At 61.8% G+C, this 17959-nt stretch carries 8 protein-coding genes and 1 pseudogene; 5 read left to right on the top strand and 4 right to left on the bottom strand.

What is annotated here, in order from left to right; genetic code table 11:
• Positions 1-233: 233 nt before the first annotated feature.
• Positions 234-4526, bottom strand: a complete 4293-nt coding sequence (locus CFB24_RS18170; RefSeq protein WP_088522063.1) for a cadherin domain-containing protein — start codon at positions 4524-4526, stop codon at positions 234-236.
• A 907-nt stretch (positions 4527-5433) separates the two neighbouring features.
• Between CFB24_RS18170 and CFB24_RS18165 the strand changes: the two genes are divergently transcribed.
• Positions 5434-7203: a PAS domain-containing sensor histidine kinase gene (locus tag CFB24_RS18165; protein ID WP_088522062.1), complete on the top strand. Its 1770-nt coding sequence runs from the start codon at positions 5434-5436 to the stop codon at positions 7201-7203.
• Between the two features lie 132 nt (positions 7204-7335).
• Here the strand turns inward: CFB24_RS18165 and CFB24_RS18160 are convergent, their stop codons facing one another.
• Both CFB24_RS18160 and CFB24_RS18155 read right to left on the bottom strand, forming a co-directional pair.
• Positions 7336-9294 carry a M48 family metalloprotease gene (locus CFB24_RS18160; RefSeq protein WP_088522061.1) on the bottom strand — a complete coding sequence of 653 codons (1959 nt, stop codon included), beginning with the start codon at positions 9292-9294 and terminating at the stop codon, positions 7336-7338.
• 135 nt (positions 9295-9429) lie between these two features.
• Positions 9430-10101, bottom strand: a complete 672-nt coding sequence (locus CFB24_RS18155) for a PspA/IM30 family protein (RefSeq protein ID WP_141098495.1) — start codon at positions 10099-10101, stop codon at positions 9430-9432.
• Between the two features lie 275 nt (positions 10102-10376).
• Between CFB24_RS18155 and CFB24_RS18150 the strand changes: the two genes are divergently transcribed.
• On the top strand, positions 10377-10892 hold the full coding sequence (locus CFB24_RS18150; protein WP_244593262.1) for a LemA family protein: 516 nt from the start codon (positions 10377-10379) through the stop codon (positions 10890-10892).
• Positions 10893-11138: 246 nt separating this feature from the next.
• Here CFB24_RS18150 and CFB24_RS18145 read toward each other — a convergent pair whose 3' ends face one another.
• Positions 11139-14585, bottom strand: a complete 3447-nt coding sequence (locus CFB24_RS18145; RefSeq protein ID WP_088522058.1) for a PAS domain-containing hybrid sensor histidine kinase/response regulator — start codon at positions 14583-14585, stop codon at positions 11139-11141.
• Between the two features lie 1146 nt (positions 14586-15731).
• Here CFB24_RS18145 and CFB24_RS18140 point away from each other — a divergent pair.
• The 3 genes and pseudogenes from CFB24_RS18140 to CFB24_RS18130 all read left to right on the top strand — a co-directional run.
• Positions 15732-15989 (top strand): hypothetical protein, encoded by a 258-nt coding sequence (locus CFB24_RS18140; RefSeq protein ID WP_141098494.1) that lies wholly within the window; start codon positions 15732-15734, stop codon positions 15987-15989.
• 236 nt (positions 15990-16225) lie between these two features.
• Positions 16226-17080, top strand: coding sequence for a class I SAM-dependent methyltransferase (locus CFB24_RS18135; RefSeq protein ID WP_206605487.1), 855 nt, complete (start codon positions 16226-16228; stop codon positions 17078-17080).
• A 119-nt stretch (positions 17081-17199) separates the two neighbouring features.
• Positions 17200-17959 (top strand): annotated as a pseudogene (locus CFB24_RS18130) (IS256 family transposase); the annotation flags it as partial.

Here is a 17959-nt window from a genome sequence, read left to right as displayed (position 1 = left end):
GATCCTCAGGTGCTGAGAAACCGGAAGCGCAGCCGTCCACGATTGCACTGCCGAAGCTCACCGGCATGTCCGTGTCGGCAGGCGCAACCGTTGCGCTTCACGCTGGAAGCCCGGGGCGTCAGCTCTGTTTTGATCTTCAGCCTCCCCACCATGGCGCGAGTCCTCGCCGCGCCATGGAAACAGATCAGTTCAAGCGTGCGAACCGCTCGCCAGTAATACGGGAAGGCCGTTTGTCACACGAAGAAATCCCATTCCGTCGGCGTCAAATAGTGTGTTTGCATTTCGCGACCCAGCATGAAGGCGTCCGCCACCTGTTCCAGCGTCAAGGCGCCCGATTGCAACTGTTGCGTCCATGCAGCCTTGCCTTTGCTGTCCGATTCACGCCCCAGAAGGGCCTTGTAGAGCATTTCCACGTCATTCCCGGCATCGCCGTTCAGAACGAACCCATGGGCCCTAGCCTCGTCGGAACGGATCATCTTGATGGCGATGCTCCCCAGGCTGGCGCCCGAGGATTGCAGATTGGCCCAACATTCAAACCCGTAGAGGTCAGCCTGCCGATCGACGATTTGCATATAAGCTCCGGCCAGCACATCCAGCGCATCCCGAGTCGGGACGGTCTCGCTGGTGTCGGCAAACTGCAGGGTTTCGGTGTTGATCAGCAGCGTTGTCTTGCTTGGGTCAGTATTGTTGATCACCTTGACGTAGCCATCATGATGCTCAATCGTGTAATCGGAACGGCTGCCGGTGAATTTGGCCATGTCGTCGCCCGCGCCGCCATGCAGCATGTTCTTGCCGTTTTCGGCGCCGAACGTGTCGTCGCCATTCTGGCCGAACAGTTTGTCGTCGCCTTTGCTGTTGTTCAGAACATCGTCGCCCGCGCCCGCATACACCGTGTCGTCGCCGGCGCCGAGGTCCAGGGTTTGCGATTTGTCGTCAGCGATCAACAGTTGGTCGCCGTCCCCGGTGGTGATGTTCACCTCGCCGACGACCGCTGCAAAATTGATGTTCTCCGTGGAAACCTTGCTGTTTTTCGGCAGGTGACTGAAATCCAGCACCAGAGCGGAGGAGGCGTCGCTGTCGCTGGTCTGGCCGCGGAACACCAGATTGCCGGCGGCGTCCTTGTTGGAATCGGCGCTGATGATGACTGTGCGCACCCATAGGTCGGTAGAGGCGGGGAGGGCCTTGAGGAAAGAATGGCCCAACTCCACCATAGCGTTCTGGTCGGCCGACTTGTCCACCGTGCGGCTTTCGATGGCGGCGATCAGGTCGGTTTTGTCTGCCTTGGCGCCGTCGCCGCCTTCGCTGGTCATGCCGATGCCCACCGGAATTTCGGCCTTGATCACGGGCGCGCCGGCGCCGCCCGCGAGCGGAATATCGGCGGCGGCGCTGGCGCTGTCTTGATCATGGCGGTCCCCGGCAATGACCGGAATCGTCGTCGTCGGCACGATGCTTCCATCGCTAAGGATAGCAAAGCCAGCGGCGACATGGACGCCGTCTATCAATGTGTCGGTCGTTCCGCCGCCGCCCCCTCCAGCGGCGGCCAGGGTCAGGGCGATCGTTGCGCTCACCGTCTGCGCCGCGCCGCCGGTAAAGCCATTGTCGTCGCTCTGGACGGTCAGCGTCACCGTGGAGCCGGCCGTCGCGCTGGCGTCCGGGGCGTACGTCACGCCGCCGCCCGCAAGGAACGTGTTGATGGCGCTTTGCGAACCGGACAGGGTTACAGCGGCCGAGCCCGAACCGCCAATGGTCACGCCGCCGCCGCTGGCGGCGGTCAGAACGCCCGCCGCGGCGCTTAAGGTGAGCGCGATGGCGTTGGCGCCGGCATCCTGATCCGACACGCTGATGCCGGACAGGGCCGTGGCCGCGCCAAGCGTTACGCTTTGTGAGGCGGGCGTGGTCAGCTCGGGCTTGTCGTTGGCGTTAGTCAGCGTAATGGCGAACGCCTTGTCGTAGCTCTGGCCGCCCTGGTCCGTGCTGCGCACGGTGACGGCATAGCTGCCCTTGGTTTCGTAATCGAGCGCGGCGCCCGCCTTGAACTGCAAGGCCGCCCCGGTCAGCTGAAAGCTGGCCTGGTCGGCGCCCCCGACAATGCTGTAGCTGAAGGTGTTGGCGACGTCAGGGTCCGTGCTGGTCAATAGACCGATGTTGACCGCGCTCGAGGTGTCGGTGCTTTCCGCGATACTGCTGGCCGACAGGGCGATATTGGTCGGCGCTTCGTTGACGTCCGTGACATTGATGGTCAGCGCCCTGGTGGCGGTATGGCTGGCGTCGCTTGCGTTGAGCGTGATGCTGTAGCTGGATTTGGTCTCGTAATCGGCGGCGGCCGCCAGCGTCACCGCGCCCGTGCTGGCGTCAATCAGGAAGGCCGCGGCGTCGGTCCCGGTCAAGGCGTAGGTGAGGGTGTCGTTGTCGGCGTCGGTGGCGGCGGCCGTGTACGCCACAGTGCTCGTGGCGGCGTTTTCCGCGATGGAGCCGGACGCGCCCGAGGTGATCACGGGCGTCGAGCCGGGCGCCACAATGTTCAGCGTTTCGGTCTTGACGTCGGTCTGCGTGCCGCCGGACCCGGAATTGCCGCCGTCGTTGGAGCCGATGCTGAGGGTGACCGAGCCGGTGGCGCCGGCCGCCGAGGTGTAGGTCGCCTTGCTGGCGGAAATGAAGGCGTTGATGTTGGTTTGCGTGCCGGTCAGCGTCAGCGAACTGGCGCCGCTGCCCAGCGCCGTCACCCCGCTGCCAGAGGTGGCGGTGAAGCTGCCCGCCGGCGCCGACAGCGACAGGGTGATCATGTTTGAGCCGGAATCCGGATCCGCAACGCTGATGCCGGTCAGCGCGGTGGCTGTCTCCTGGTCCACGTTCTGCGAGGCCGGCGCCGTAATCTCAGGCTTTTCATTGACGTTGGTCACGGCAATGGTGATAGCCTTCATCCCGGTGTTGACTCCATCGGAGGCCAGCACGTTCAGGCTATAGCTGGACTTGGCTTCATAGTTCGCCGAGGCGTTCAGCCTGATGGCGCCCGTGCCGCTGTTGATGTTGAAGGAGGCCGCATCCGTGCCGGACAGCGAATACGTAATGGCGCCGCCTTCCGGGTCGGTGGAGGCGGCGGTGTACGCCACGGTGGTGGTGGCGGCGTTTTCCGCCACGCTGCCGGAGGCGCCGCTGGAATATGTCGGGGTTTCGTTGACATCATTGATATTGATGGTCACCGCCTTGGTGCTGCTGAGCGAACCATCGGAGGCCAAAACATTCACACTGTAGCTGCTCTTGGCCTCGTAGTTGGCGGAGGATAGCAGACGCATCACCCCGGTGCTGCTGTTGATCGTGAGCAAGCCGGCGTCGGCGCCGGTCAAGGCGTAGATGATGGCGTCATTTTCGGCGTCGGTGGCGGTGGCGGTGTACACCACCGTGGACGTGCTGGCGTTTTCATTCACCGACCCGATCGCGCCGCTGGTGATCGTGGGTGCGGTGTTGGCCGCAGCCGGAGCGCCGATATCGAAATCGTCCACCGCAATGCCCGTGGCGGAGCTTGAGAAGTCTATGCTCAGGCTGGTTATATTGTTGAAGTTGCTTGAAGTGGTTGGGGAAAATGTCGAGTAGGAATCGATCATGCTGTTCAGCAGGATGGTTTCTTGCCCGGTGGTCGAACCATTGGGTTTGATGACGTAAAGCCCGCCGTTGAAGCTCGGATCCGACAGCTTGAAGCTGTTGAACGAGAACGCGTCTCCAAAGGAACCGTTGTTGTCCATATCAACGGTCAAGGTCACGTTGGTTGAGGAGCCGGCTTCGTTGAGGCCCCAATTTCCGGAAAACGTGGTTGAATAACCGTTGGACGCGTCATTGCCGGCCTTCCACACCCCTTGTGCGGCGGTCAGCATGATCGAGACATTACTCGTGTTGTTCTTGAGCGTGAGGGCCGACGTGCTGGCGCCGGTGATGGTGTCGCCGGATTCAAAGTTGTGGGTGATGGCTAAGGCGCCACGATAATCGGTTTCCACGCGGGCCACCCAATCGGGCGCAGCGCTGGCGGCGCCGGTATGCGCTTCCAGCGCCCAGTCGCCCCCTTGACCGGTCCGGTTAACCGAAGCCGACACGTCGGCGCCGGTCAAACGCGCCAGCGCATCGATGAAGTGTCGCCCCTCTGCGCCCCTGGCTACGTCGCAACCGTAAATCTGCCAATCCGCCTTGTCGGACAGGGCTTGGCCAATTTGGCGCAGGCTGTCGGCGTTGGCTTGCAGGGCGCTCATCGTCAGCGTCAGGCTGCCCAACTGCACCTCGCCCATTGAGCCGTGGCTCAGCAGTTGCAGGGAATCTACAGAACCGGCCGGTTTTGCCGACAGATAGCGCGCCATTTGGGCAAGACCGTCCTCACGGCCATCCAGAATCACCACTTCAGCAGACGCGGGCAGCAGGCCGGCCAGTTTCTGCCAATTGTCCAAGGTGTTTTCAATGAAGATCACTTGGCGCGCCGCGCCGTCGCCGATCTCTTGATTAAAATCAATATCCGGCACAGCGGATGCATTCACAAGAGTCATTGTATTGCCTCAATATGGAGGTGTTTTTCAATTCGATATCCAAAAACATACCAATATAAACATCAGGCGACAATACGGTTATTTTAAAAAAGTTCATATTTACTCACGTCAACACGTGTGCGGGGCTCAATCTCTTTTAAAAAACATTTAACCTAATCACGGATGGTTGGAAGTGGTGCGTATCCTCAACGAGAGCTGGATGCACGTATTCGCAAATGCGCATCTTAAAATTTGCTAGTATCGTAAAAAACTTCTTAAAACAAGTGAGGTTGAAAGCTCATTTTTTATCGACGCTTGTTGATGTTTACGTACGTCAATGGTTGCGCCGACATTCGAAAATGCCGACTCTGCTTGCTATAAAGCAGCTATCGCGAATGTCGCCGGCCCAGGGGGACTGGAAAATCGGGGGCGGCGACCGGCGTTGATGAGGCGTGAATCGAATGCAGGCGTCCCCGTGGAGCTTCAGGAACGAGTCGCTCCGATGCAAAGGGAGCCGCGTTCGTCCGTGAGGCCGCGCAGCCGCGTCAACCAGCGACATTAGAAACGAGGAGGGCTTCTTTGCGTCTGCGATTTGCGGCTCCGCAGCCGGCGCATTCGCTATCCAGACTGCTCGGCGCGGTGAAGCAGAAAGTCGGAGCAGACGAACACACCCCCGCTTCTCCAAAAAAACGTCCTCGGCTGGCGTCATTTAAGATTATTCGGACCGTCCCTTCCAGGCGGTCGAGAACTTCGTCATCACAAATATTTGATTTCACGATGCTCGGTGCATGACTTTCTAAGGCCATGCTTGACCCGTAGAGATTTCAGGCGGGTAGTTTTAGTTCAACCTCAGCCTGTGAATTTACGCCTTTCTTGCCGCGCCTCTCAAGCGCCGCGCGCTTCGTGTCCAGTCAAAGACGAGGCACTCATGACAAGTCAAATCGGTGCGTCGGACGACGTCACCGCCGATCCAACGGCGATCTTCGCTTCCTTGTCCGACGCCATCCTCAGTAAGACCCTCGACGGCAAGATCACGAGCTGGAACGCCGCCGCGACGCGCGTGTTCGGCTATGGCGTTGACGAAATTGTCGGTAAGCAGATCACGTGCATTTTCCCGCCCGAAAAGCTCGATGAAGCACAGATGATCCTGCAGCGGATTAGAAACGGCGAGGTCATCGAACATTATGAAACCACGCGCCTCGCAAAGGATGGCCGTCGGATCGAGGTTTCCCTCACGATTTCGCCGATCAGGGACGCCGCTGGTCATGTGGTCGGCGCCTCGAAGGTCGCTCGCGACATCACCGCTGAGAAGCGCGCCGCGCGCGAGTTGCGCGCTTCGCTCAAAGAGGGCGGCGACCTGAAGTGGGCGCTCGACGAGCATGCGATTGTCGCCATTGCCGACCCAAAAGGCGCGATCACTTTCGTCAACGACAAGTTCTGCGCCATCTCGCAATATTCGCGCGGAGAACTGCTCGGGCAAGACCACCGCATCGTCAATTCCGGCTTCCACCCGCCCGAATTCTTCCGCGACCTGTGGAGGACGATCGCCAGCGGAAGGGTCTGGCGCGGCGACATCCAGAACCGGGCCAAGGACGGCTCGACTTACTGGGTCGACACCACGATCGTCCCCATCCTCGAAGGCGGAAAGCCGAGCCGTTATATCGCCATTCACGTCGACGTCACCGATAGAAAATGCACAGAAAGCTTGCTGGCCGAAAGTCAGCAGCGAACCCGGCTGGCGACAGAGGCGACGGGCGTGGGAATCTGGGAATGGCATGTTCCGTCCGGAAGGATCCGGTGGGACGCCCAGATGTTTCGCATCCACGGGATTCCTCTGACGGACGAAGGCTTGATCAGCTACAGCGTCTGGGCGGCGGCGGTCCACCCCGAGGATCTGGCGCAGCAAGAAGAGCAGTTGCGCAAGACGATACGCGACCGAGGACCTGGGGCCCGTCAATTCCGCATCCGGCGCAATGACACCGGCGAATGCCGCAACATTCGCGCCGTGGAAGCTGTCCGCGTCAACGCTCTCGGGCAGACCGAATGGGTCGTCGGGACAAATCTCGACGTGACCGATCAGATCAGGGCCGATGAGCAGATTCGCTTTCTCATGGGCGAGGTGAATCACCGCTCCAAAAACCTGCTTGGCGTGGTGCAGTCGATGGCGTTGCTGTCGGCGAAAACCGGCGACCCCGCCGCGTTTGCGACCGATCTCGCGAGCCGCATTTGCGGGCTGTCCGCGTGCCAGGACCTTCTGATGTGCAACGAATGGAGCGGCGTCGATGTCGGCGCCCTCGTGCGGGCCGAGCTTGCCCATCTGAGCGACCTGATTGGAGGGCGGCTCCTGCTCGTGGGACCGCCTTTGCGGCTTTGCCCGAAAGCGGCGCAAGGCATTGGCATGGCGCTTCATGAACTTGCGATCAACGCGGCCAAATATGGAGCGCTGTCCGACGACAAGGGCCAGGTGCGGATCGACTGGAGCGTCGCGGAGACGGGCGAGACGCCAACATTCGTAATGCACTGGATCGAAGATGGAGGTCCGAGCGTCGTCGCGCCCACTCGCAAAGGATTCGGCGAGAGGGTGATCGTCGCGATGGCGGAACAAGCTGTCAAAGGCAAGGTGGCGATCGAGTATCGCGCAATGGGCGTCAGCTGGGAGTTGACGTCGCCGGCGCGAACGACATTGGAGACCGCGTAAAGGCGGCTGGCCTGCATGACGCCAACGCGCGCCCTCGCGTTTGAAAAACCTCGGCATAAGCAACACATAGCCGGCGAACGCGCCGGAATCGGGCCGCGAGGCCGACGCGGTCTCTTCGCGCCGCTTTCGGCCTCAATCCCAAAAGCGCTTGCCTTTCTCAGTGACCGGCAGTTGCTCCCCGAGACCCTCGCGCCATTCCCCCCTCCTGTGACAGGGCAGGAAATCCTCCGCCGCCCGCTCCAGCGTCATGCGGAGCGCGTCATACTCTGTCGGGAACTCGTGAACATCGATCTCACCGCGCCCCACGCGCGCCCTCACATCGGCGATGATGGCGTCATCCTGCCTGGCTCGAAAATAATTCTGAGCGAAGCCGACGCCCGCGGCGCCATAATTGCGGTCGTACGCTCGCACGAGAATCATTTTGTGCGTCATGTAAGAGCTCAGCATGCTCTTGTAGAAGCTGAGCCTTTCACCGGCGCAGCCGTTAGCGACGCAATCGTTGAGCGCAAACGTCATCGCAGACTTGTATTGCCAGGCGAGATAGAGCGACTCGTCAGCATATCTCGAATTCTTGATGGTCTCGTCGTCCACAGGTTTGTAGCGAAACGGCTGATGGCCCGACTCATACGGCTCCGCGAACCCGACAGGGAAACATTTGGCGACCTTGGTCCTGGCGCGGGTCAGCTGGTTCATGTAAGCGCCCGCCTTCTTGCCGTGAAGCTCCTGGTCGATGCCGAAATAATCCTCGAAACTGCCCCCCGTGTCGTCGGAAGACGCCTGAACGTCGCTGGCCGGCCCCCCGCCGCCGATTTGCTTGAAACCGCTGTAGTCATGGGAAAATCCGCCTCCCCAGCCGCCTGAGCGCGCGAAGATCATGGCCGAGGCGTATTGCGGATCGATCACGTGGGCCACGCCGAAATTCACGATTGCGGTCAACAGGGCGACGGGGATGATCACGATGGGCCGTATCAGCCATTTCGGCATCTGGTCGGCTGCAGCGCGGAAATTTGCCCAATTCAGCTCTTCCGGCCGTTCCGCGACGCGTTCGACCGCCTCGGCCGGGATCATGTTGGGAAGCGCGAAGTGCAGAGCGGCGATGCGTTCGCGGGGGCTCGGATGGCTTGCGAACAAACCGCCCGCCTTGCAGACAAACATCATCGCTTGCAGCGACATGTCCGCGCCTTCCACGACCTCGCGCCCCTCAAGCTTGCGAAGCGCTGAGGCCAGCGCCATCGGGTCGTGGGTCAACTCGACCGCGCCGGCGTCGGCGATATATTCGCGCGCCCGGCTGATGGCGAATCGCGCCATCCATGAGCCGATGACCACGACCGCGATGGTCCAGAACACGAAAGGCAGCATGAAGCCGGAAAACGGCGGGATGAGCGCCAGCAGAAAGGCGCCGCGCCGAAAACCCTTTTCCAGCATGTGCCAGGCGGCGCCGAAGACCATGCCGCAAAAGATCGTATTCACCGCCATCAGGCGGATGTCCCGGTTGCGGATGTGAATGATTTCGTGGGCGAGCACCGCCTTGAGTTCACGGTCGTTGAGCGCGTCGAGCAGGCCGCGCGTGACGACGATCGCCGCCGACGCCGGAGCGAAACCCGCCGCGTAGGCGTTGCGCGCCGCGCTCTCGATGATCTGGACTTCCGGACAGGGCAAGCCAACCTGAATCGCGAGCGTCTCGACCATGTTGAACAGACGAGGCTCAAATCTGCGATCGGCGTTGCGGGCGCCCGTCGCCGCTTGCAGGGCATATTTGTAGATGAACCACGCGGCGGCGAACCACACGACGGCAAGCACCAGCGTCTGCCACCACATGTTGCGCCGCATCGCCTGCATGAACGGCGAATCCAGCAGGTCCTGCTCGGCCGCCTCGCGCTGGGTGGCGGGCTCAGCCACCGGGGCGGGCGGTTGGTTTGTGACGGTCTGCGTGACCGAGGCGATCGCGTGCTGGAAATGCTTCCTGTCCATCACGGGCGCCACCGCGGACATCAGGTGCAGCAATTCGAAAAGAAAGAAAAATGAGGTCAGCAGCAGCAGCGAACGGGCGTTATTACGCTGAATATGGCCGAATAGACCGTTGACGCGCATGGAGCTTCAATCCATTCGAGAAGAGGGGGCGATTGAGCCATCGCGGTCGGCCAGACAACGACCGGAAGCTTGCCCGACAAGCCGGCGCCGCAGGGCCGCCGGGGCCACAATGCCGGCGATGGGGCGCCGTGCGCTTCAACGCGGAAGATCGGCCTTGAGCGCAGTTAAACGCGCGTTGATTTTCTCGCTGCGTTCCAGCGCCTCGATTTCCGCCAGTTGTTTCGCCGTCTTCGGTTCAATGGCGCTCGGACCGGCGGCTCCTCCAGCCAGGTCCATGGCGCGGTCAAACGCGCGCTGCGCTTTCTCAACGATCCCGTCGTCATAGGTCGCGTCAGCCGCCGCCCCGGACGCGGCGCTGGCCTCGCGTCGAGCAGCGGCGAGCGCTGCAAAATCCGCCTCCATCTGCCGTTTGCGCGCAGCGAGAGCGGCCACGCAGGCGTGGAGATGTTCTTCTTCCTCCCCCGCTTCGCAACCAGCGGCCTCAAGCACGGGAACTTGGGCTTCGAGATCGACCTGGCGCGCGATCGCCGCTTCGGCGAGATCCTCGCGATTTTGTTCAAGTGCGAATTTGGCTTTTCCCTCAAGCTCCTTGAGTTTCGCGGAGACCATCTGAACCTGACGGAACGCCTGCGCCTTTCGGGCCGCCGCCCTTCCTGTCTCAGCCCGCGCATCGTCGAGCGCCCGATCGACTTCCCGAATGGCTTCGCGCATCACGCTCTCGCCTCCCGCCTTCTCCATGGAATCGATGAGATCCTCGACCCCGCCTGACACGAGGCGCCGGACACGCGAAAGGATATTTTCAGCCATGATTTGCTCCGATCCGAGCGTCGGCGGCGCCGGACGCAGCGCCACATCACCACCTAAATTTAAATCAACAGTATTCGTTTATGGTTTACGTTGCGAAAATATCGGAAACAATTGTTAAGCACGCTTAAAATGCGCCTGTCTTATTCGCCAGTGACGAAACGCTGTTTACATTTCAGTCGCGGATGTCGGCCAGACTTGGTCCTTTCTGTTCGCAAGGAAATATCACAATGGAATGGCATTGGTTTGCCCTTTTGGCCTTGGTCGGCGCCGGCCTCATGATCTGGCATGCCTTCAACCGGCTCGGCGCGCTCGACAGCCGTTGCGACCGCGCCTTCGCTGACATCGACGTTCAGCTCAAGCACCGCCACAACTTGCTGCCCAACCTGCTGGAAACTGTGCGCGCTTTCGCGAACCAGGAGTTGGAGATTCTAGGCAAGGTCACTGCGGCGCGCGGCGCCGCGCTGGGCGCGCAGACGCCCGAGCAAGTGATGGCGGCGGAAGCTGACCTTTCTGTGGGCCTGGCGCGATTGATGGCCGTGGTCGAATCCTATCCGCAATTGCAGTCCTCCGCGCATTTCCAGCAATTGCGAATGGAAATCTCCGATGCGGAAAATAAAATCGCGGCCTCGCGCCGGTTCTTCAACGCGAGTGTCGACGAATATAACGCGACTCTGCGTCAGTTCCCGGCCAATTTCGTTGCGAACCTCGCGCGTCATCACCGCCGGCGCACGTTCTTCGATATCGGCGTCGAGCGCGTTTTGCTCGACGAGGCGCCGGTGCTCAAATTCTGAAAATGCGGGAAGGGGCAGGAGCGAACAAATCTGTTCGTCGCCACGCCCCCGCCCTTTTTCTCAAGCGTGTCCCGGCGCCAATGCAGGCTCCAAATCTTCGCCACATGTCCTCAAGGAGGCGGGCGCAGACTCGCATGCCTCAAAGGCGCCGTGAATCCTCCGACGGCCTAATCCGAAGCGCGTCGCCGGCCTCCATATTCCGCTGCGCATGACAAGTTGGCGCACTCATTGGCAGTGTAGACGATATCACCCGGCATGTTGGGCTTTGAGGCCCGCCGTCACCCCCAGCAATGACGCCAGCGCTCGACGCAAATCGTCGGCGGCGACGGGCTTGTGCAGAAGGGCGAAGCCGCTCGCGGAGATTTCGGTGAGACGTTCCTCGTCCGTGTCGCCGGTGACCAGCATGGTCGGAAATGCGCGGCCGGCCTGACGTGCGATTTCAGCCGCGGCGGCGTTGCCGGTCAGACCGGGACCAAGCCGGTGGTCAGCGATGATGGCGTCGAATTCCCACTTCGACTGGGCGGCGAGGGCGAGCGCTTCCTCGCCGTCGCCGGCGCTCAGGGTTTCGTAACCCCACTCCTTCAACATGATCTCATAGGCCTGCCGAATGCCGGAATTGTCCTCGATGATAAGGATGCGGCCGCCGGCGTCTTCGATCGCCGGCGTGGCCCGCGCGCGCGGCGGTGTGGACCTGTCGAGCGGGAGAAACAGCGAAAAGCGCGCGCCGCGGCCGACGCGGGACGCCACCTGCACCTCGGCGCCGAGGAGACAGGCGAGACGGGAAACGATCGCCAGGCCCAGGCCCAATCCGCGGCTGCTGTCGCGCGCGGGATTGCCGAGTTGGCGGAATTCTTCGAAAATTTCCGTCTGCTGCTCGGCTGGAATGCCGATTCCCGTGTCGATGATGTCGAGTCTGACGCGTTCGCCGCGTTGACGCGCGCCGATCAAAACGCCGCCTTCCTCGGTGAAGCGCAGCGCATTTTCGATCAGGTTGCGCAAGATGCGCTCCAGCAGCGAGCCGTCGGTATGCGCCCGCAACGCGCGCGTCGCATGGCGAAGCTCAAGGCCGACCGCTTCCGCGCGCGTCGCATATTCGCGCGCCAACCGATCGACGAGGTCGCCGACATCGACGCTCGCCGCGACGGGTGTGATCACTCCCGCATCGAGGCGGGAGATATCCAGAATGCCCGTCAGCATGCCATTGAGGCTCGCCATCGACGCCTTGGCCATTTCGACCATGTTCGCGGCCTTTGGCTTGTCCGCCACCTGCCGCTCGATGACGCTCAGCAACAAGGTCAGCGACTGCACGGGCTGGCGGAGATCGTGGCTGGCGGCGGCAAGGAATTTCGACTTGGCGAGGTCGGCGCGTTCGGCCTCGGCTTTGGCGAGCAGGAGCGCCTGCTCCGATGTCTTGCGGGCGCTGATGTCGATGAACGTGCCGATGAAGAAAGCTGGCGCGCCCTTTGTGTCGCGGACAAGGGCCATGGCGACGTCAACCCACACCGGCGCTCCGTCTTGGCGAAGGTAACGCTTCTCCATCCGATAGGTGTCGACCTCGCCCGCCAGGATCGCGTTGACATGGCGGAGATTGGTCTCGCGATCGTCAGGATGGGTGACGTCCTGGAACGTCCGTCCGATCAATTCGTCGTCGTCATAACCCAGCATCGCGCTGAACCGTGGATTGACGCGCAGGAATCCGCCGTCGGCGCTGGCCGATCCAATGGCGACGCCGACCGCGGATTGTTCGAACACGGCGCGAAACAACGCCTCGCTGTCATGGAGCGCCGCTTCGGCCTTGATGCGCGCCGTGATGTCCACGCCGAGGCCGCCGACAAAACGCCGGCCTGCGCCGTCGCGATAGCTGAACTTATTGACATGGCACCAGATCAACCCGCCATCTGAATCCTGTGCGGCCTCCACGACTTCCATCACCTGGCCGGCGGCGAGCACGGCGCGATCGTTCTTCACGAATTGATCGGCGATGGCTTGCGGCCACAGTTCATGGTCGGTTTTGCCCAGCTGGAAATGGTTGCCGAGCCGGCGTTGGAAATTCCGGTTCAACAACTGATACCGGCCATTTTCATCCTTCAGCCAGGCGAAGACCGAGCTGTTTTCAAGAAAGGCCGTGAGCCTTTGTTCGCGCTCGCGCACGGCGTCTTGCGCGCGCTTCTGCTCGGTGATGTCGAGGTTGATGCCTGACATGCGCGCGGGCGCGCCATCGGCGTCATATTCAATCCGTCCGAGAGACGAGAGCCAGCGAATATCGCCGGAGGGCAGGATCACGCGGTATTCCGCCCGATATTCCGGCTCACGTCTCGCAATGATGCCTTGCAGCAGGCGCTCGGTGGGAGCCAAATCTTCGGAATGCAGGCAATCTCGCCAGAGTTCGTAGCGCGCCAGCGCGTGCGGGTCGCGGCCAAAGAGCGCCGCGCACTCCGGCGACCAGATCAATTCGCCGGTCGCAAGGTTCCATTGCCAGGCCGCAGCCTGGGCGCCGCTCAGCGCGAAACGCAGCCGCTCCTCGCTTTCGCGCAGCGCCCGTTCCATGCGTTTGCGCTCGGTGATGTCGCGCGCGATCTTCGACGCGCCGATGATCTTGCCCGCGGCGTCTCTGACGGGCGATATCGTCAAGGAAACGTCGAGGCGGCGTCCGTCGCTGGTCAGACGCTGCGTCTCGTAGTTTTCGATGCGCTCGCCAACCCGAAGCCGGGCGAGAATCCGGTTTTCGTCCTGCATCCATTCCGGCGGGATGATGCGCGCCAGCGGTCGCCCCACCATGTCCTGCGCCGCATGGCCGAAGAGACGCGCCGCCCCCGCGTTCCAGCTCATGATTTCGCCATCGAGCGATTTGCTGATGATCGCGTCGGTGGAGGAGGCCACGATCGCCGCGAGGTGAACGGAGAGCGCCTCCGCCTCCTTGCGCGCGGTAATGTCTTCCGAGCTGATGATGATGCCGCCGATTTCATCGCGCTCGTCCCGCCAGGGCCGCACCTCCCATTTTATCCACGGGGCGCTGCCGTCGGCGCGCGCGAACATTTCGCCATCGCAGTTTTCGACCGCGCCGGCGAGGCATCGCCTGTGCACGGCTTTCCAGGCTTCGGAAATTTCGGGGAACACGTCGTAATGGCTGCGGCCGACCGGCGTGTGCGCCAAGCCATAATCGCTGTTCCAGCGGGCGCTGGCCGCGAGATAGCGCATGGTGCGGTCGAACATCGCGATGCTGGCCGGAGCGTGCTCGATGAACAGGCTGAGTTGCTGCTCGCTCTCGCGAAGGCGCGCCGTCGTGGCCTGCTCTTCCGTGATGTCGCGCAACGCGCCGAGGACGTGAACCGGACTGGCGCCGTCGAACTCGACGCGCGCCTTGGAATGAATCCAGCGCTCGGCGCCGTCGTTCGCCCTGCATATGCGATACGTCAGCTCATAGATGCGGCCGCCGGCCGGATTCATCGCCGCCGCCCAGGCGTCCCGATAGCGCGGAACATCGTCGGGATGGAGCAGGCTGACGAACAGGTCCCGGGTCATCTCGACCTCGGGCTGAAGCCCGAAAATGGCTTTGGTCTGCGCGGGCCATATTTTTTCGCCCGTCGTCTCGTCCCAGCCCCAGGCGCCCATATGGGCGATATCGAGCGCCGCCTGAAGGGAGTCCTCCAGCGAAAACATCGTCAATGTCTTGGCTTTTACACTCTCCGGCATTCGGCGACGGGCCTCCCGGATGCGACTTCGCCCAAGATCAAGGCTATCCGATGATAATCATGAGGATAAACGACGCAAGGCGCTCAGAACGCTGGTCTTGCGAATTTTTGCACGCGCCCGCGCGCGGAGCCGGCGCCAACCGGTCATAATGCGCCTTGATGATTCCATAGCGCTCGCGCGCTGTCGCTCGAAGACCTTCGACATCGCGCCGTTCCTTTAGGAACGTTCGGCGCACGTCATCGGCGCGAGCGCCAGTCGCGCGATCAAGGTTTCGATTCGGGCGATCTCGCTGGCCGTTGGCCGGGGATCCATGACAGGATGGACGCAAAGCTTATCTTCATCACAGGTTCGAGGCGTCCGGCGCGATCATCCGGCCGCCGTGCTTTTCAAACCCGTCTCGAGCGAGCCGTCAAGCGTCATCGTCCGCGCTTCCGGGGCGATCGATGAACTTGATCATGATCTCCGATGGATGTCGTTCGGCCGCCTCATGAATTTCGTCCGGGACATTCGAGGAGGTCGTGGTGTCCATGCAGATTCTGACGCCGCATCCGGGACAGCACATCGTCTCCGGCGATCTGATCTGGCCGACCGTCGGTTCGAAGGCGCATCCACATTGCGGACATTGCAAAGGTATGACCCTGGCGTCGGCGTCGTTCAATGATGCGGTCCTTGTGCGTGAGCCATATTCGCCTTTTGCTCAAGTTCAACCGATGCTGCGGCGTTCGGTTCCGGCGCGCCGCCCGCAATCCCGAACCGATCGCTTTGAGCCGACGTTCGTTGGCTCCCACAATGGCGCGCGTGGCGGTAAACGCCGGCCTCACCCGGTCCCGGTCGGGGGGAATATGCGCGAAAAATGCCGTAAAAGCCTCGCGCCGGCCAGCAGATGCGCCTCAATCCACCCCAGAGGCGACTCTGGGACGGCAGTGCTTGGCAACATTCGATCGTCGTCTTTGCAGCCTTCGGAGCGGCGAAACATTAGGGCCTTGAATGGAGCGGAGACGCCGTAACCCTGGCGGCGTTGATCGTCTGCGCTCCAGCGTGTGCCGGACTTTTGCAACCAGGATGTTCACAAACGCCGAAGAGGCCCAGACTTTTTGTGGGACCTTATCAGCCCTCGTGAGTTAAGACGACCGAGAGTGAGGGCGTATGGTCGATTTTTGGCATGAAATGGTCTTTGGCCAAAGTGAACTAAACTGGAAGGCGCAACGTGTCATTGCGCTTCGTTTCAATAAATTCGCTTTTGACTTTTTTGACGCTCGCACGGAAGCCTATAAAATGGTCGACGAGAAAGTTCTTGCCTTCTCTGACGCCGCCATGAAGCTCGCTTCAGGCACATTTCCGCATGTCGTGATGGCGGATTTGCGTATGGTCGTTGATCAAAACCTGGAGCGGCTCTCCGCATAGCTTGGATATGCGCTGGCCCATCAGCGCCGCCGGTTGAACCGTCGCCGGCCGCGTCCACCACTGGCGGGGCGCCCGCCCGGAAGGGTTCAACGCCCGCCATCAGGCAAGGTGATTAGGCTATCAAGGGGCGCCCAATGACGGAAGGGACCAATACGGTCGACACGGGAAATCGTCGGGGTGGCGCGCGGTCGGCCGCTCCAACAGCCGCAGAACGGCGAGAGCCGCCGGAGCCGCGATTGAATGGGATCGTGCAAGGCCTCGGCGGCGTCTCGGAAACGATGCTCTGGTCGCTGTACCATCGCGCCTGCGAGGCCAGGCGCCCCGACGGCGTGCTCCAAGATCGTGAGAGTTTGCGGATCCAGTCGGCGATCGACTATGACTTCGCAGGTCACTTCGGCGAGCCTCAGGGCTCGCTCGCGGTCCGCGCAAGCGCAATTGACCGGACGCTGCGGTCGTGGCTCAAGCGCCATCCGGAAGGGACCGTCGTATCGCTCGGGGAGGGACTTGAAACACAAGGGCGGCGCGTCGACAATGGACGAATGCGCTGGCTATCGGTGGACCTGCCCGACGCCATTCGGCTGCGCGAAGTTTTTCTCGCGCCAACCCATCGTTTCCGCCACTTCGCGGCAAGTGCGCTCGACCAGGCCTGGATGGAAGAAGTTGACCCGTCATTCGGCGTCTTCATCGTCGCGCAGGGGCTGCTGATGTATTTCGCGCCAGAGAGCGTGCGGCGACTTGTCGTCGCCATCGCCGATCGGTTTCCGGGCTGCGAACTCGTGTTCGACACCATCCCGCGCTGGTTTTCGGATCTCACCCTGCTTGGACTGAACCAAACGAAAAAATATCGCCTGCCGCCCATGCAATGGGGAATCAACCGCGATGAAATTGAGCCGACCTTGCGGCGGTGGCATCCCCGTGTCGCTGATGTTACGTTTCTTTCCTACCAAAGTCCGCGAGGTTTGCCGCGCTTGTTCGAAGAGATGATGAATGTCATCCCTGTTGCTTGCAATGCGCTTCCCGGCCTTCCGCATGTCAAGATAGCGAACGCCGTCGAGGAGGTAGCGTCCACGAACGTGGTGGAGATTTTCTGAGTGATCCGGCGGACGGAGCTCCGCTTAGCGGAGGCCGGCGGCTTTGCCGGGGCGGTCATCGCGCCCTCTTCGGTTATGGTCGAGTTACTGAAGCTTGACCCCACCGACACGAGGACACAATGACCGACGACACAATGGCATTTCTTCATCAACTGCGCGAGCGCGGCGGGGAGGACCTGCTGAAGGACCTCGCCGAGGCGGTGTTGCAGAAACTGATGGACTTCGACGTCGACAACCTGATCGGCGCCGGACGCTACGAGCGTTCGGACGGGCGCACGACGCAGCGCAACGGCTATCGTCCGCGCGAACTCGACACCCGGCTCGGCACGCTGGAGCTGAAAATCCCCAAGCTGCGCAAGGGCAGCTATTTTCCCGGCTTCCTGGAGCCGCGCAAGACCGCTGAGCGCGCTGGTCGCCGTCATTCAGGAGGCCTGGATCAAGGGCGTTTCAACGCGAAAAGTCGATGATCTCGTCCAAGCGATGGGCATGTCGGGCATCTCGAAAAGCCAGGTGTCGAAGCTCTGTGAAGACATCGACGACCGGGTGAACTCGTTCCTCGACCGCAAGCTCGAAGGCGAGTGGCCTTATCTCTGGCTCGACGCGACCTATCTGAAAGTGCGCGAGAACGGGCGGATCGTCTCGGTCGCCGCCATAATCGCCACGGCGGTGAACGGCGAAGGGCGGCGCGAGATCATCGGGCTCGGGCTGGGGCCGTCCGAGGCGGCGGTGTTTTGGCTCGGCTTCCTGCGTTCGCTGGAAAGCCGCGGCCTCAAGGGCGTCAAGCTGGTCATCTCCGACGCGCACGAGGGCCTGAAGGCGGCGATCGCCCAAGTCTTCAAGGCGAGTTGGCAAAGATGCAGGGTGGGGCCGTTGAAAAAG

It is taken from the genome of Rhodoblastus acidophilus (assembly GCF_900187365.1).
GTDB lineage: Bacteria > Pseudomonadota > Alphaproteobacteria > Rhizobiales > Beijerinckiaceae > Rhodoblastus > Rhodoblastus acidophilus.
The sequence above is the reverse complement of the archived record's forward strand: the minus strand, read 5'-3'. Positions and strand labels throughout refer to the sequence as shown.

Coding starts and splice junctions, on each gene's coding strand:
- CFB24_RS18155 (WP_141098495.1), bottom strand. CDS start 10,101: ATGGCTGAAAATATCCTTTCGCGTGTCCGGCGCCTCGTGTCAGGCGGG.
- CFB24_RS18145 (WP_088522058.1), bottom strand. CDS start 14,585: ATGCCGGAGAGTGTAAAAGCCAAGACATTGACGATGTTTTCGCTGGAG.
- CFB24_RS18140 (WP_141098494.1), top strand. CDS start 15,732: ATGGTCGATTTTTGGCATGAAATGGTCTTTGGCCAAAGTGAACTAAAC.
- CFB24_RS18160 (WP_088522061.1), bottom strand. CDS start 9,294: ATGCGCGTCAACGGTCTATTCGGCCATATTCAGCGTAATAACGCCCGT.
- CFB24_RS18150 (WP_244593262.1), top strand. CDS start 10,377: ATGATCTGGCATGCCTTCAACCGGCTCGGCGCGCTCGACAGCCGTTGC.
- CFB24_RS18165 (WP_088522062.1), top strand. CDS start 5,434: ATGACAAGTCAAATCGGTGCGTCGGACGACGTCACCGCCGATCCAACG.
- CFB24_RS18170 (WP_088522063.1), bottom strand. CDS start 4,526: ATGACTCTTGTGAATGCATCCGCTGTGCCGGATATTGATTTTAATCAA.